At 39.7% G+C, this 15,349-nt stretch carries 15 protein-coding genes; 7 read left to right on the top strand and 8 right to left on the bottom strand.

Translation table 11 applies throughout. From position 1 onward, the window contains the following. Positions 1-307: 307 nt before the first annotated feature. The 7 genes from QZ413_RS03305 to trpA are packed head-to-tail and all read left to right on the top strand — an operon-like array spanning position 308 to position 6,514. Positions 308-1,663 carry an anthranilate synthase component I family protein gene (locus QZ413_RS03305; protein WP_297076343.1) on the top strand — a complete coding sequence of 452 codons (1,356 nt, stop codon included), beginning with the start codon at positions 308-310 and terminating at the stop codon, positions 1,661-1,663. After that, on the top strand, positions 1,660-2,220 hold the full coding sequence (locus QZ413_RS03310) for an aminodeoxychorismate/anthranilate synthase component II (protein WP_297076346.1): 561 nt from the start codon (positions 1,660-1,662) through the stop codon (positions 2,218-2,220). Before QZ413_RS03305 ends, QZ413_RS03310 begins: the two co-directional genes overlap by 4 nt. Before the next feature lie 15 nt (positions 2,221-2,235). Further along, complete coding sequence (gene trpD / locus QZ413_RS03315; protein ID WP_297076349.1) at positions 2,236-3,252, top strand: anthranilate phosphoribosyltransferase; 1,017 nt, start codon at positions 2,236-2,238, stop codon at positions 3,250-3,252. Continuing rightward, positions 3,249-4,007, top strand: a complete 759-nt coding sequence (gene trpC, locus QZ413_RS03320) for an indole-3-glycerol phosphate synthase TrpC (protein WP_297076352.1) — start codon at positions 3,249-3,251, stop codon at positions 4,005-4,007. Before trpD ends, trpC begins: the two co-directional genes overlap by 4 nt. Beyond that, positions 4,004-4,594: a phosphoribosylanthranilate isomerase gene (locus QZ413_RS03325; RefSeq protein WP_297076355.1), complete on the top strand. Its 591-nt coding sequence runs from the start codon at positions 4,004-4,006 to the stop codon at positions 4,592-4,594. Before trpC ends, QZ413_RS03325 begins: the two co-directional genes overlap by 4 nt. Next, positions 4,575-5,765, top strand: a complete 1,191-nt coding sequence (trpB, locus tag QZ413_RS03330; protein ID WP_297076358.1) for a tryptophan synthase subunit beta — start codon at positions 4,575-4,577, stop codon at positions 5,763-5,765. Before QZ413_RS03325 ends, trpB begins: the two co-directional genes overlap by 20 nt. After that, on the top strand, positions 5,762-6,514 hold the full coding sequence (trpA, locus tag QZ413_RS03335; protein WP_297076360.1) for a tryptophan synthase subunit alpha: 753 nt from the start codon (positions 5,762-5,764) through the stop codon (positions 6,512-6,514). Before trpB ends, trpA begins: the two co-directional genes overlap by 4 nt. Here trpA and QZ413_RS03340 read toward each other — a convergent pair. The 8 genes from QZ413_RS03340 to QZ413_RS03375 form a co-directional block, all read right to left on the bottom strand. Further along, positions 6,504-7,550, bottom strand: a complete 1,047-nt coding sequence (locus QZ413_RS03340; RefSeq protein ID WP_297076363.1) for a DUF4767 domain-containing protein — start codon at positions 7,548-7,550, stop codon at positions 6,504-6,506. The two genes, trpA and QZ413_RS03340, sit on opposite strands and share 11 nt — an antisense overlap. A gap of 108 nt (positions 7,551-7,658) precedes the next feature. Beyond that, positions 7,659-8,444, bottom strand: coding sequence for a glutathione-dependent disulfide-bond oxidoreductase (gene yghU / locus QZ413_RS03345; RefSeq protein WP_297076365.1), 786 nt, complete (start codon positions 8,442-8,444; stop codon positions 7,659-7,661). A gap of 69 nt (positions 8,445-8,513) precedes the next feature. Next, positions 8,514-9,839, bottom strand: coding sequence for an amidohydrolase (locus QZ413_RS03350; protein ID WP_297076368.1), 1,326 nt, complete (start codon positions 9,837-9,839; stop codon positions 8,514-8,516). Beyond that, positions 9,817-11,559 (bottom strand): adenine deaminase C-terminal domain-containing protein, encoded by a 1,743-nt coding sequence (locus tag QZ413_RS03355; protein ID WP_297076371.1) that lies wholly within the window; start codon positions 11,557-11,559, stop codon positions 9,817-9,819. The genes QZ413_RS03350 and QZ413_RS03355 overlap by 23 nt, the downstream gene beginning before the upstream one ends. Positions 11,560-11,570: 11 nt before the next feature. After that, complete coding sequence (locus tag QZ413_RS03360) at positions 11,571-12,635, bottom strand: ABC transporter substrate-binding protein (protein ID WP_297076373.1); 1,065 nt, start codon at positions 12,633-12,635, stop codon at positions 11,571-11,573. A gap of 5 nt (positions 12,636-12,640) precedes the next feature. Further along, complete coding sequence (locus QZ413_RS03365; RefSeq protein WP_297076376.1) at positions 12,641-13,669, bottom strand: ABC transporter ATP-binding protein; 1,029 nt, start codon at positions 13,667-13,669, stop codon at positions 12,641-12,643. Between the two features lie 12 nt (positions 13,670-13,681). Further along, on the bottom strand, positions 13,682-14,440 hold the full coding sequence (locus QZ413_RS03370) for an ABC transporter permease (protein WP_297076428.1): 759 nt from the start codon (positions 14,438-14,440) through the stop codon (positions 13,682-13,684). A gap of 23 nt (positions 14,441-14,463) precedes the next feature. After that, positions 14,464-15,288 (bottom strand): ABC transporter permease, encoded by an 825-nt coding sequence (locus QZ413_RS03375; protein ID WP_297076378.1) that lies wholly within the window; start codon positions 15,286-15,288, stop codon positions 14,464-14,466. Positions 15,289-15,349 lie beyond the last annotated feature (61 nt).

A 15,349-nucleotide genomic window follows, 5' to 3' on the forward strand; every position in this document is an offset into this window, starting at 1 on the left:
CAACTTCATAACTCATGCAATACAAAAGAGAAGTAACATGATCTTGACCTTTTAAAGAGAGCTGCCACTAGTGAGAATGCAGTAAAGGCAAACATGCGAATGGACTTTTGGCTATCGTGCTGAACACTAGATCAGTAGGTGCGATCGGGTACTCCCGTTATAGAGAAAGGCCATTGTTGGATGGCTGATCAGAGAAGGATATGGTTTTTTTGCTGTATCCACATATGAGGTGGCACCGTGTAGCTTACGCCCTCAATAGTCCATGGACTATTGAGGGCTTTTTTGCATTTAAGAAAGGATGACCACATTGAAAAAAAGACTATGTTTTACCCAAAACTTAACCGATACACAATTCTACGAAGCATTAGCTTCCCATACGCCATGCTTGTTCCACTACAAAAAAAACATAGATGAAGCTGGAATCACGATCATCGGTTTTGATCCGATCACACATTTAGCCTTTCAAAATGATCAATTTTTTGTCGATGGACAGCAGATTATCTCAAAAGATCCACTAAAAACATTAGAACAGTATACTTATACCACAGAAGAACTCTTTCCAGACCTTGATTTTCAAGGTGGTGCGATTGGGTATACGAGTTATGATCTAGCATTTTTTTACGAACCTATAACGCATCAAGCGATTGATTTTTTTGAATTACCTGATCTTCAGTTTTACTTATACGAATCTTTTATTTACGTGGACCATCACACAAACACACAGTATATCGTGACGAGTAACATGTATAGCCACGTTACCAAAGCGAAACTAGATCTTCGCTTAAATGAAATAAGCGAACACTTAGCTAACTATCAGCCGACGCACAAAACTACAGCATTAACATCAGAGCCATTTACAAGTACACTACAGCCAAATGAATTTATGACGATCGTAAGACAAGCCAAAACTTATATTAACGATGGGGATCTTTTTCAAGTCGTTCCTTCACAACGCCTAAGTGCACCATTTACCGTCGAACCACTAGATTACTTTGAAGAATTGGCTAGACAAAATCCATCGACTTATTTATATCTACTCGAATTTCCTGACGTCACGATCATTGGCAGTTCTCCAGAAACGCTAGTTCAGGTAAGTGGCAATACTGTCCAAACCAATCCGATCGCAGGGACTAGAAGACGTGGACAAAATGTTTTAGAAGATCAAGAATTAGCAACTGATTTACTCAATGATCCTAAAGAACGTGCAGAACATCAAATGCTGGTCGATCTTGGCCGTAATGATCTTAGTAAAATCAGCCGGATTGGTAGTGTAAGGTTGCCATTGTTTATGCAAGTCAAACGCTATCAACACGTCATGCACCTCGTGTCGATCGTCACTGCCACTTTAAATGAGAACAGTACACCGATCGCTGCGTTAAAAGCCACTTTGCCTGCTGGAACAGTTAGTGGTGCACCAAAAATTCGCGCGATGCAACGTATTTATGAATTTGAAGCGACGAAACGTGGTATTTATGCTGGTGGGATCGGTTTTTTGACTCACGATCAGCGCTTAGATATGGCCATTGCGATTCGCACAATGCTGATCAAAGATCATACTGCCTATGTCCAAGCTGGTGCTGGAATCGTTCATGATTCTGATCCGTTAATGGAATATCATGAAACGCTAAATAAAGCCAAAACACTACTGGAGGTTCTTGTATGATTTTATGCATCGATAATTACGATTCATTTACGTATAACTTGGTCCATTTATTTCACGATCAAACTGTCGTGGTTTGCCGTAATGATGATCCACAACTCTTTACACTTGCCGCACAAGCTCATGCCTTGATCTTATCTCCAGGACCTGGCCATCCGAAAGATGCTGGACATTTGGAAGAAGTGATCCGTACCTTTTATCAAACCAAACCGATTTTAGGGATCTGTCTAGGTCATCAAGCGATCGCTGAAGTATTTGGTGCAACGATCACGAAGGCACCTGAGATCTTACATGGAAAACAATCTGAAATTATTTGTCAGAACACTCCTTTATATGACGGGCAACCGGATACACAACTGGTCATGCGCTATCATTCTTTACTCGTTGCTAAAGAGACATTACCTGATGAACTAGAATTGATTGCTGAAACAGCTACAGGTCTAGTCATGGGGATCAAACATCGAGATTATCCTGTATATGGTATCCAGTATCATCCAGAATCGATCGGAACCCCTTCAGGACAACAATTAGTCACAAATTTTTACCGCGAATTCATTTAGAAAGTAGGAAATCAGATGCATATTCTTTTAGAAAAACTTTACGCTCAAGAAGACCTAACACAAGCTGAGATGCACACGCTAACCGAGCAACTCATCTCCAATACATTGTCAGAAGCCCAACTTAGTGCCGCACTGATCGCACTTAAGATCAAAAAAATCACCGCTCCAGAACTCACTGGTCTGATTCAAGTATTGCAAAAACAAGCGACAATACAACCAAGTACCACACTAAAACTGATGGATAATTGTGGAACTGGTGGAGATCATTTGCAGACATTTAATATTAGTACGATTAGTGCATTTATGTTAGCTGCAGGTGGAATCAAAATGGCCAAACATGGAAACAAAGGTGTTTCCAGTCGCTCCGGTAGTGCAGATCTATTGGCCTCATTTGGACTCGGATTTACAGAAGATCAAGCGCTGATCGAGTATCAATTACAAGAAGCCGGTATCGCATTTTTATATGCACCAGCTTTTCATCCGATCATGAAACAATTCGCACCGATCCGACAAGCATTAGCAACTCCTACTTTGTTCAACCTGATCGGACCACTGCTTAATCCCTATCCCTTAACGAACCAATTGATGGGAACATTTGATGCAACCTCTCTTTCATTATTACGCGATACTTTGAAAACATTAGGACGTCAGAACATCGCTATCGTCCATGGCGCACATGGTATGGATGAAGCCAATCTAGCTGGTGAAACGACTTGCTTATTTTATCAAAATGGTCAGGAGCAAACTGTTCAGATTCGACCTGAAGAAGTTGGCTTATCTCGTATTCCAATAAGTGCGATCACGATCAATTCGGTTGCGCAGAGTCATCAAATCACTGAAGATATCTTAGCTAGCCGGCCTTCTGCACATCTAGATACCGTCTGTTTAAATGCTGCTCTAGGTTTTTATATCGCCAATAAAGTCGACACGATCGCTGAAGGTGTAACGTTTGCTAAACAACTTCTAAGAGACGGTGCAGTATACGATTGTTTCCATGCCTTATTAGATACCCAAAAGGAGCGAGTTTCATGAACTTTTTAACACAAATTATCGAAACTAAACAAAAAGAAGTCGCAAAAATGACGACTATTACCCAAACACCAAGCACTAAACGTCCTATCCTTGCAACACAGATCAAAGAAAATCCTAAACAGATCCATTTGATTGGTGAAATCAAACGTGCCTCTCCTTCTAAAGGAACAATCAACGAATCAGTTGATCTCAAAACACAAGTTACTCGCTATGAACAAGCAGGTGTGAGTGCGATTTCGGTCTTAACCGATCCTGTATTTTTTCAAGGTTCGATCGATGACCTTAAAACAGTAGCCAATTTGACCACCTTGCCACTATTATGTAAGGATTTTATCATCGATGAAAAACAAATTTTACGAGCCAAAGCTGCTGGAGCAAGTATCGTTTTATTGATCGTGGCTTGTTTGTCTGCTAAACAGCTTCAGCACTTATTTACTTTTGCAACAGCAAACGGTTTAGAAGTTTTAGTTGAAACGCACGATCTCATTGAACTACAACAAGCGCAAGCATTAGGTGCAACGTTGATTGGAGTCAACAATCGCAATCTTGAAACGTTTGAAGTGTCACTTACAGTTAGTGAACGCTTGGCTCCATACAAAAAAGAGCATGTATTGATCAGCGAATCTGGATTTAAAACTCCTGAAGACGTTCAACGTGTAGCCGCAACTTACGACGGCATTTTAGTCGGTGAAACATTAATGAAAAGTTCTGATATTTTAACAACTGCTAAAGCTTTACAGGTAAAAAGAATATGACAAAAATTAAAATATGTGGTGTTCAAACTGTAGAAGATATTCTTTATGCAGATGCTTATGGTGCGAGTTATGTAGGGTTTGTCTTTGCAAAAAGCCCCCGACAACTTTCTTTAAAACAAGCACAAGCACTGGCAAGCATCGTACCAAAACACATAAGTATCGTAGGCGTGATCGTATCACCAAGCCCTACGTTACTTGCAAAAATCGAAACACAAGTACCGCTTGATTTTTGGCAGATCCATGGCTCAATGCCAAATTATACTAGCTCGCTACCTAAAATCACTGCACGCTCTCTTGATACACTAGAATCTAATCATTATCCCTCTTTATTACTAGACGCAAAACATAGTGGTCAAGGAAAACCTTTTGATTGGTCAAAAATTGAGCCTTCAAGATTAAATACCGATGAGCTATGGATCGCGGGTGGCTTGGATGCTAGTAATGTCAAACAAGCGATTCACTATTTCCATCCAGCTGTCGTCGATGTATCAAGTGGAGTTGAAACCAACTATAAAAAAGATCCAAAAAAAATCCGCGCTTTTTGTAAGGCGGTCAAGGAGGAATATCATGTACAATCAACCAAATGAACAAGGTTTTTATGGCGACTTTGGAGGCCAATTCGTCCCAGAGACACTGATGTATGCGTTAAAAGAATTAGAACAAACCTATCGCACTTCGCAACAAGATCGGATCTTCCAAGAAGAACTAGCCTACTATTTAGCTCAATATGTCGGTCGTGAAAATCCTTTATACTATGCAAAACGCTTAACCGAAACACTAGGTGGGGCCAAGGTCTATTTAAAACGCGAAGATCTCAATCATACTGGAGCACACAAAATCAACAATGCTATCGGACAAGTCTTACTCGCAAAAAAAATGGGAAAACATAAAATCGTAGCTGAGACAGGTGCTGGTCAGCATGGCGTAGCAACGGCAACTGCTGCAGCACTGTTTGGGATGGAATGTATTATCTTTATGGGTGAAGTCGATGTGAAACGTCAAGAACTAAATGTCTTTCGAATGGAACTCTTAGGTGCTAAAGTACAGCCGGTCACTTCTGGTAGTCATACGCTAAAAGATGCCGTCAATGAGGCCTTACGTTACTGGGTTGCTCACGTAGAAGACACGCATTATGTGTTAGGATCGGTTTTAGGTCCACATCCTTTTCCTGAAATCGTTCGTGATTATCAAAGTGTAATCGGCAAAGAAGCACGTGCGCAATTACTAGCTTCAGAATCTGTGCTGCCAGACATCGCGCTTGCTTGTATTGGTGGCGGCAGTAATGCTATGGGTTTATTCTATCCTTTTTTAAATGATCCTGTACGTTTGATCGGTGTCGAAGCAGCTGGAAAAGGACTAGATACCAAAGAGCACGCTGCTTCTTTGACTAAAGGTGAAATCGGAATCTTGCATGGCACAAAGATGCATGTACTACAAAATAGCGATGGTCAAATAGAAGAAGCCTTCTCGATCTCAGCTGGTCTCGACTATCCAGGGATCGGTCCTGAACATTCATTTTTACACACGACTGATCGAGTAGAATATACTTCTGTGACCGATGAAGAAGCACTTGAGGCATTTCATTTATTAGCACAAACAGAAGGCATCATTCCTGCTTTAGAAAGTGCGCATGCTATCGCTCACGTGATGAAATTAGCTCCTACACTCGATCGTTCAAAACGTATCGTTGTTTGTTTATCTGGTCGCGGCGATAAAGATGTCCATCAAGTCAAACAATATATGGAGGAAATGCAATGAAACTCGAGACAACTAAAAAACAATTCATTCCCTATCTGATGGCTGGCGCCAATGGATTGGATCGCTTAGCCGATGAAATCAGACTCTTAGAAAAGCATGGTGCGACTGCTATCGAGCTTGGGATCGCTTTTTCTGATCCAGTGGCTGACGGCCCGGTCATTGAACAAGCTGGGATCGAAGCGCGCAAAAAAGGCGTGACATTGCAAAAAGTCCTCGACTTTTTACAAACACACACCTTTCATGTTCCGATTATTTTAATGGGATATGCCAATTCATTTTTTCATTACGGGATCGAGCCCCTCATAAAAGCTTTACAATCCACTCAAGTGGAAGCATTGATCATCCCAGATCTGCCTTATGAGCACCGACAACTTGTAACCACTCACTTACCCAGTGATTTCACCTTGATCACGATGGTCTCTTTGACCAGTCCTCAATCACGAATCGCTACATTGACAAAACAAGCTACTGGATTTATTTATGCTGTAACCGTCAACGGCATCACCGGTAAGCAAAACGAAAGACAAGACTTAGCGCCTTACTTCAAACAGATCAAATCGACCACTGATTTACCTGTGTGTGCAGGATTTGGGATTACGAATGCTGCTGATGTTGCTTATTTTTTATCGATCTGCGATGGTATCGTGATCGGCTCAGCGATCGTGGAACAATTTGCTACACAAACTCTCGAGGCAGTTGATTTGTATCTGACTGAGCTACTCGCGCCCTTTCACGCGCTTACTGACTAATCTCTCCGGTCATAAACTTCGCTAACGGTTGTGCTAATTCATCTGAAATATTTTCGATGGAAATCGTTTGTGCTTGATCGATGATCTCATTAGCCATTTGTTTCCCTTTGACAGGATCATCCCAGTTTTTATCTTGAAAATGAGTCGGTACAGGATAATCGATCACTGTGCCGTCTTCGTTATTATGATAAGTCACCATACCACCAGCTAATGGCGTAGCGGTGATATACGTTACGGATTTATTGACTACAACACCTGTGTTCCAGATCTGTAGTGAAGGTGTACTGTAAACATCAAGTGCATCAAGTGATTTCATTGAGCTTTCAACTTGTTCTTTCGTAGTCAGATTATAGTGTTTGATCCATACTTTTGCTGCAACTAACTTGCTATTAGGGATAACCTCTTTTGCTGGACTCACACTTGTAGTGGTCGTACTTATAGGCTCATTGGCGATTTTAGCGAAACCATTTTTCAACTCTTGATTTTTTGTTACAGTAAAATGCAAGCGATTGTCTGGTGTCGCTTGGTTTTGTTCGGTAATCAAGACGACTGGTTGTTGCTCTTTGAAAGCAAATAAATATAGATGTCCGCCGATCGTCCCGCCATCGACATCACAATAGACCGCTACCACATTATACTCTGCTTCACCTAATCCATTTGTTGACCAAGCAATCGTAGTCGTGATGTCATCGACTGCCATGGTATATTTATCAAAATCGGCTGGAAAATGTAAGCCCGCATAATTAGAACTGTTGGCTTCATCATAGGATGTGTACGATTGATTCATCGTTTTTCCCCAACGTTGCATAAAACTTGCTAATTCTTCTTTTTTCTTATTATCCCATAACAATGCTTGTGTCGCTTGTGTAGTTGTGGTGGACGTCGCTTTTGTACTTGTTGCAGTCGTTTCACTCATTGAAGACGTCGTACTCGTTTGAGTTGCTTGTGTAGTCGACTTAGTTTTCGCTGTCGTTTGTGAACAAGCACTTAACGCAACACAACAAGTCGCTAGCGCTAACCAAGGAAATATTTTCAAACTAATCGGCTCCTTTTTATCGTTTACTTTTAGTATACGTGATTTTTTTAAGCACGTGTACTAAAACAACAAAAAAACAACCGTCTTTTTCAGACGATTGTTTTTTGTTTAACGTAAAGGTTTATACTCAACATTCAAGCCGTTTTGGACCCCTGGACGCTCATTGATGCGGTGTGCCCATTCTAATACATGTGTGTATTCATCCATATTTAAAAATTCATATGAACCAGCATATAATTTATCTAAGGCTAATCGACCATACCATGACCAAATCGCAATATCGGCAATCGTGTACTCATCGCCTGCAATATACGGACGTTTAGCTAACGTTTGATCTAATAGATCTAGTTGACGTTTTGTTTCCATTGTAAAACGATCGATCGCATACTCGATCTTTTCTGGTGCATAGTTGAAGAAATGACCGAAACCACCACCGACGTAAGGACCTGAACCAATTTGCCAAAATAACCAGTTCATCACTTCTGTGCGTTTATGGATTTCTTTGGGTAAAAAATGTCCAAATTTTTCAGCTAGATAGACTAAGATCGAACCAGATTCAAATAAATCTACTCGTGGTGTTTGACTTTGGTCAAACATCGCAGGAATCTTAGAGTTAGGATTGATGTCCACAAAATCTGAACCAAATTGATCTCCTTCACCAATATTGATCAAATAAAGATCATAATCAGCTTCTGTTACACCTGCTTCTTTTAACTCTTCAAACATGATTGTTGCTTTGATTCCATTAGGTGTTCCTAATGAATAGAGTTGAAAAGGGGCATCGCCGACGGGTAAATGTTGCTCAAAACGACTACCTGCCGTTGGACGATTTCCCGTTTTATTTTCATTCTCATCTTCCCATTTCCAAACTTTGGGCACTTGATATTCTGACATATGACCGCTCCTTTTATTTTGATACCATTATGATACTATGGAACCTAAAAATCCCCAAAAGATTGGCCTTTATTCTAAAGAATATACCGCTGCAGCTTGTCTGAATGTGGTCATTTGATGGTCCAATGTCGTTCGTAATTCTGATAAGCGATGCTCTATTAGTTGTTTATCTTTTACAACTTGCTTACCATTAACCCAAACTGAATGCACATTACCACTATTAGCAGAATAAACTAGCACTGCATAGGGATCATAGATAGGAAACATATTGACTGATTGGGTTTCCACCAGTGTCAAGTCAGCTTGTTTGCCAATTTCAATCGACCCCACTTGATCTTCAATTCCTAATACTTTGGCACCAGATGATGTAGCGAGTGCTACGATTTCTTCAGCTTTAAAACAAGCACGATTTTTTTCTGTTGTTTTATGAATATTCGCAAACATGCGCATTTGTGTGAATAGATCTAGCGTATTGCCACTACTTGGACCATCAGTTCCCAGACCAACTGTCAGATTTTTAGTTAGCATCGTAGAAACCGGAGCGACCCCTTTAGCAGATTTTGTATTGGCTCCAATGCAATGCGCGATTGTAGTTGTTTGCGTATAGTTTGCCAAGCAATCCAAATCGTCCTTATTTGCAAAAATGGCATGAACTAAAATAAAGCGTTGCGTGAAAAAATCCAAGCTTTCTAAATAACGGATCGGTGTTTGTCCAAATTTCTCTTGAAAATAGTCCATTTCATAATCCATTTCAGCAACGTGCATCATCACAGGAACCTTATAGCGCTGAGCCAATTGTTGTACTTTTTTCAATCCCTCAGTCGTGTTTGTATTTGGTGCATGAGGTGCGATCATTGGGGTAATCAAAGGATGATCGTGCCATTTTTGAATCAATTGTTCTGCGTTTTTTAAAGCACGATCGACAGTTTCGGCATCACATACTGGCATATCAATAATCGTTTCACCTACAAATCCACGCATCGACATTGCTTCAGCAGCTTTTGCGACCTCCTCTTCGAAATAATACATATCGGCAAACGTCGTCACACCTGCTAGTAACATTTCCGCCATAGCATACTTGGAAGAAGCATAGACTAATTCCGGTGTCATTTTTTGTTCTAAAGGAAATAAAAAACGTCGCAATCGGTCTGGCACATCATCGCCCAAAGAACGAAAGGGAATCATACCACAATGTGTATGTGTATTGATCATTCCTGGCATCAAAATACCTTTTTGACCGTCAATCATGATTTCAGCTTCTGGAATAAAGGCATCTTTCATATTGCCGATTTGTTTGATTACAGATCCTTCAAGATACACATAACCATTTTGAAAAATAGTTTGTTGCGCATCCATCGTCAAAATCGTACTATTATAAATCAATTGTGTCGTCATGATTTCCCTCCCTTTCCTCTTTCATAATCACGGATTGAAATCGTTGCGTTTTGGTTTCTAATAAACCAAAATCCGTCACTTTATACGCTGGTGAAACAGGTAAAGAAAGCGTCGAAAACGACATGATCTCATTAGCATGATAATAGCCCAACTTATTCATTGCATGACGCACTTCTTGCAAGCGTTGACCTAAAATCGCGATTGGTTCTTGAGAAATAATTCCACCGATCGGCAACGGGCATTCTGCAATCACTTCCCCTGCTTTTACAACAACATATCCACCTTGTAATTCAAGCAAACGCTTTTGAGCACAGATCATCGATTCTGCATCATTTCCCATAATCAATAGATTATGATGATCATGAGCCCAAGTCGTAGCGATACATCCTTTGTCGGTAAACGACTCTTTGATCAATTGTTTAGAAATACGATGTTGTTTCGTATACCGTTCTTGCACAAGTAAATAACACGTATTTAAAGGATCAATCTGTACTTTTTGATCTGCTACTGGAAATTCTTCAACAACAAGTGAAGTAAAGGTCCCAACTGCTTCTCTTTTGATGATGCGGCAACGTACACTAGTCTGTTTAGTCGACGTTGACAATTGACAGTCAGCTTTAGTTAATGGTTCACACTCTAGACTATGATAAAAAGCTGCTGGGAATGTTTGCAGCACCTCATACATAGTCTCTTGATCTTTCCTATATGCGATCACACCTGATTTGATCACCATATCCACTTGCCAATTCTCTAGCGAATCGAGTAATACGATATCTGCTAATTGACCAGGTGCGATTCGTCCGCGATCCGTTAAGTGCATCCTTCTAGCAGGTGTATAAGTTGCTAAGTAAAGCGCATCTTCTATCGGCATACCTAGTTCGACCAGTTTTTGTACCAACAAATTCAAATGACCATGTTGCAATTGATCAGCCATCACATCATCCGTTACGATACATGCATGATCGAATAAACGATGCTCCATCAAGCATTCAACGATTTCTTTAGTCAATGATTTTTCTTGTAATTCGATAAATAAGCCTGCTTCCATTTTTTCAATTAAATGTTCAGCAAACTGATGGGTGTGATCAGAGGTAATCTTGCTACTTAAAAAGTCAGCTAACTCACGCTCGTATATTTTCGGGATATGTCCTTCGATCGGCATCGTGTTATTAGTTGTTAAACAAAGTTCGATGATTTGCCGAATCAGCGAGTCTTTTTCATAAGCGATCCCTTTAAAATCCATCGCTTCTCCCAAACAAATCATTTTTGGCCAAGTAAGCAACTCGGTTACTTCAGCTAATCCAATTTTACCACCAGTTGTCTCAAGCTCTGGTTTAGTCGATGGCACTGATGATGGGATTGCTTGAAAAATATCAAGCACTGTCGAACAGTCAAAAAAGTACCTTAGTCCTTCAATTCCAAAAACATTCGCCATTTCATGAGCGTCTGCTACAACGGTTGTGACTCCATAAGGCAGTACTGTTTGCGAAAAAATCTCTGGTGTCGTCATTGAACTTTCGATATGCATATGGATATCAATCAAGCCGGGAATCAAATATTGATCCTCGGCTTCGATAGTTATTTTAGCACTTAGCGTATCATCTAATTCAGTGGCGACATAGTAGATGCTATCGTTTAAAAGATAGACTTGTTTTTTTTCAAATACTCGGCGAACGGTTTGATAAACCCACGCATCTTTGATCAACATATCTACTTGCATATTTCCCATCCTTAATTATTCATTAGATTGTTCCATTGATCGACCCAACTTGTCATTTGTTGATTGATCAATGTAAAATCGACTGGTTTTGCTCGATTAGCAATTTCACCATATGTTTTATTCGCAGATTCTTCATCTGTTAATACAACCTCTTTGTTCGTTGGCGCTTCGTTCAAAGAAGTGGCTTTTGTTTTTTGTGATTGTTCACTAATACGATAGTTAATAAATTTCAATGCTAACTCTTGATTTTGACTAGTTTTCGGAATATTTACCGTATTAAAATTCGCATATGTTCCAGATTCTGGCACGACATACGTTGCATCTGGAGTGGAAGCTTTGATCATGTCTACACCAAAGTCAGCTACAACAGCGACACTTACTTCTCCCGATTGAAACATATTAGCTAAATCAGATGATTTTGAGTAAGTTTTAACAATATTTGGTTTTAGTTCTTCTAAGGCTTTAAATGCAGCTTTTCCATCATCTTTCACAACTGGTGTTTTCGCATAATCGCCTGCTACATATAAAAATAGCGGACCTGCTGTAACCGAGATATCTGGAATGGCGATTTTCCCTTTTAGATCCTCTGCCCATAAATCTGACCAATCTGAGATTTTATGTCCGACCTTAGCTTCATCATAAATGATCCCGATACTGTTTACCGCGATCGGAACACCAGCTCCACTATCTAGTACTTCTTTCGCATTGTCTGTTAATTGCGCGATATTTGGAACATTCTCTTCAGTTAATTTAACAAATAAATCATCTTGTGCACCTTGAGTCGCATTGTTTTGTGCCAATTCGATAACATCAATACCTGAATTTGGATTGTTTTTCATTTTAGTAAAACGATCAGAACTATTCCCAATATCCAAAGTGATCTTCACATCATTTTCAGACTCGAATGGTTGGATAATATCTTTTTTCACGATATCTTCGCTCAAACCAAATGTCGAAACAACTAAAGTATCTTCTTTACCATTAACAGTTGAAGAGGACGTGTTCGCCTCGCTATTCCCACAAGCTCCTAAAACTAGCGCACATAACCCTAATGTTGCATATACGATTTTTTTCATTTTTTTCACCCTTCTAATAAGACTAATTTTTCTTTTGGTAATGCTAAATGAATCTCATCTTGAACTTCATAAATCTTCGTATCATCACTTGTCACTAAAAGCGTTCCGATTGCTGTTTCTACTTCGTATTGATAACTCTTGCCTAAGAACGTACGGACCAATACAGTTCCTTTGATCGGACCTGAAGCTGTAACTACAATATCTTCTGGGCGAATCGTACCAATCCCTTGAGTTTGTGTTAGATCAGAAATCGTCGACTCGACAACCAACCCATTTTCCAAGGTATAGTGATCTTGTTGTTTGTTGATTGTAAAAAAGTTTTCAAAACCAATAAATTCTGCGACAAATTTCGTTTTTGGTAAACGATAGATTTTTTCTGGTGTATCGTATTGTTCGATGACCCCTTTATTCATGATTGCTACTTTATCTGAGATCGAAAAACATTCTTCTTGATCATGTGTGACAAAAACAGTCGTGATCCCTAATTGCTGTTGAATACGTTTGATTTCGATCCGCATCCCCACACGTAACTTAGCATCTAAATTCGATAAAGGCTCATCTAACAACAGCAGTTTAGGTTCAATAATCAATGCTCGAGCTAACGCGACACGCTGACGTTGCCCTCCTGATAATTGTTTTGGATAACGTGTTCCTAAATTTTCTAAGCCACACACTGTTAACATTTCCTCTACACGACGTTTGATTTCAGATTTACTGACTTTGCGTAATTTTAAACCAAACGCTACATTATCAAAAATCGTCAAATGTGGAAACAACGCATAACTTTGAAACACCATCCCAAAATTCCGTTTATGTACCGGCACATGCGTCAACTCTTCTTGATCGACTTTAAACGTCCCTTCGTTTGGCTCAATCAAGCCTGCAATCACACGTAAAGTCGTTGTTTTCCCACAGCCACTAGGTCCTAATAACGATACAAGCTCACCTTTTTCCATCGAAATCGTAAGCTCTTCTAAAATATTTTGCTTTTGATCATAACTTACTCGAATATTATCTAATTCTACAAATGACACAAGATATCCTCCTTAAGAAATCGCTGCTAACCCTAATGTTTTTTCAATCACGATCATCAAGACAATGGTCAATACCATCAACATTACTGAAATCGCTGAAACAGTCGGATCGTAATTGTATTCCATATAACTTAACAATGAAGTCGGAAGCATCGTCACTCCCGGCCCGGATAAAAACATCGACACCGGCACATTATTGAACGAGTTGACAAATGCTAACATAAACGCTGCAAAGATCCCAGATGTGACATTTGGCAATACGATTTTCATAAACGCTCGTATTTTTGTACATCCCAATGACCAAGCGACTTCTTCAATCGAGTAATCTAACTGTTCCATCGATGAACCCACAACGCGAATAATATACGGTAAACTGATCAAAAAATGACCGATCAATAAACCTTGAGCGATTGGGAGACCTAATGATAAAACGATAAACTGAAACAAAATATAGCCGACTACAATTCCTGGAATGATCGTTGGCGATAAGAAAAAACTTTTCAATAGTTTTTTTCCTTTAAATGAATAACGCGATAAAGCATAAGATGCTGGGATTCCAATCACTAAAGCCAACACTGTTGCAAGTAATCCGATTCGCAAACTTAAAAAGAAACTTTGGACCATTGACTCAGATCGCAAGGCATTCGCATACCAATCTAGTGTAAAACCTTTGATTGGAAATTTAATTGCAGCCTCCGTTCCAAATGAAGTAACGACAATCAAAACTAAAGGGAAAAATAAGAATGCAAAAACTAGCATCGCAATCCCCATACTTAATTTATTTTTTCTCACAACTAAGCTTCCCTTCTATCTAATCTTTTTGCCAATACATCTAATAGTTTCATAACGATCACCGTCGTTACGATCATAATAAAGGCGATCACAGCTACTCCATTCCAATCACCTAAGGTCGTTGCCCGTTGGTAGAGGAAAGTCGCCAGCATCATTTTTTTATTTCCCCCTAGTAATTGTGGTGTTGTATACGCAGTCAACGTTCCCGTAAAAACTAAAATACTTCCTACTACAGCACCAGGCAAAGACAACGGGACTACGACTTTGAAAAAAGCCGTAAGCGGTGACGCACCCAATGTTTCAGCAGCTTCCATCGTATCGCCTTCGATCGTTTCCATTACACCAATCAACGTCATGATCATCGTTGGGAGAAATAAATAAATCGAACCGATAATAATCGCAAATTCTGTATACAATAATGCAATTGGTGTTTCGATGATGTGTAGTTTTAGTAGGATGGTATTGACTAACCCATTTTTCCCTAAGATATTGATCCAAGCAAAACTACGAATCACTGAGTTGGTCAGCAAGGGAAACAACGTCATCGCCATTAGAATCCCACGCCATTTTTTGGATAAGCTCGCCATGTAATACGCAGTTGGGATCCCAAGAATCAAACAACAAATCGATACGATCACAGATACCCGAATCGTACGGAAGAAAACCGAGCGATTGAACTGATTTTCAAAAAAATTCGTATAGTTGCCCACCCCACCATGGCTAGTAAAAAAAGTTGGTACAATCGTCGTTATTAAAGGGATAAACATAAAAAACAACAGTAGGATCGCACCGGGAAACAGAAGGAAATAATGAACATTTTTCCTCATCTAAACACTCCTCGTTCGTTTTTAAACACAACCGTATTATAAAATAACAAAATCGATAAAC

The organism is uncultured Enterococcus sp., assembly GCF_913775425.1.
Classification (GTDB): Bacteria; Bacillota; Bacilli; order Lactobacillales; family Enterococcaceae; genus Enterococcus_G.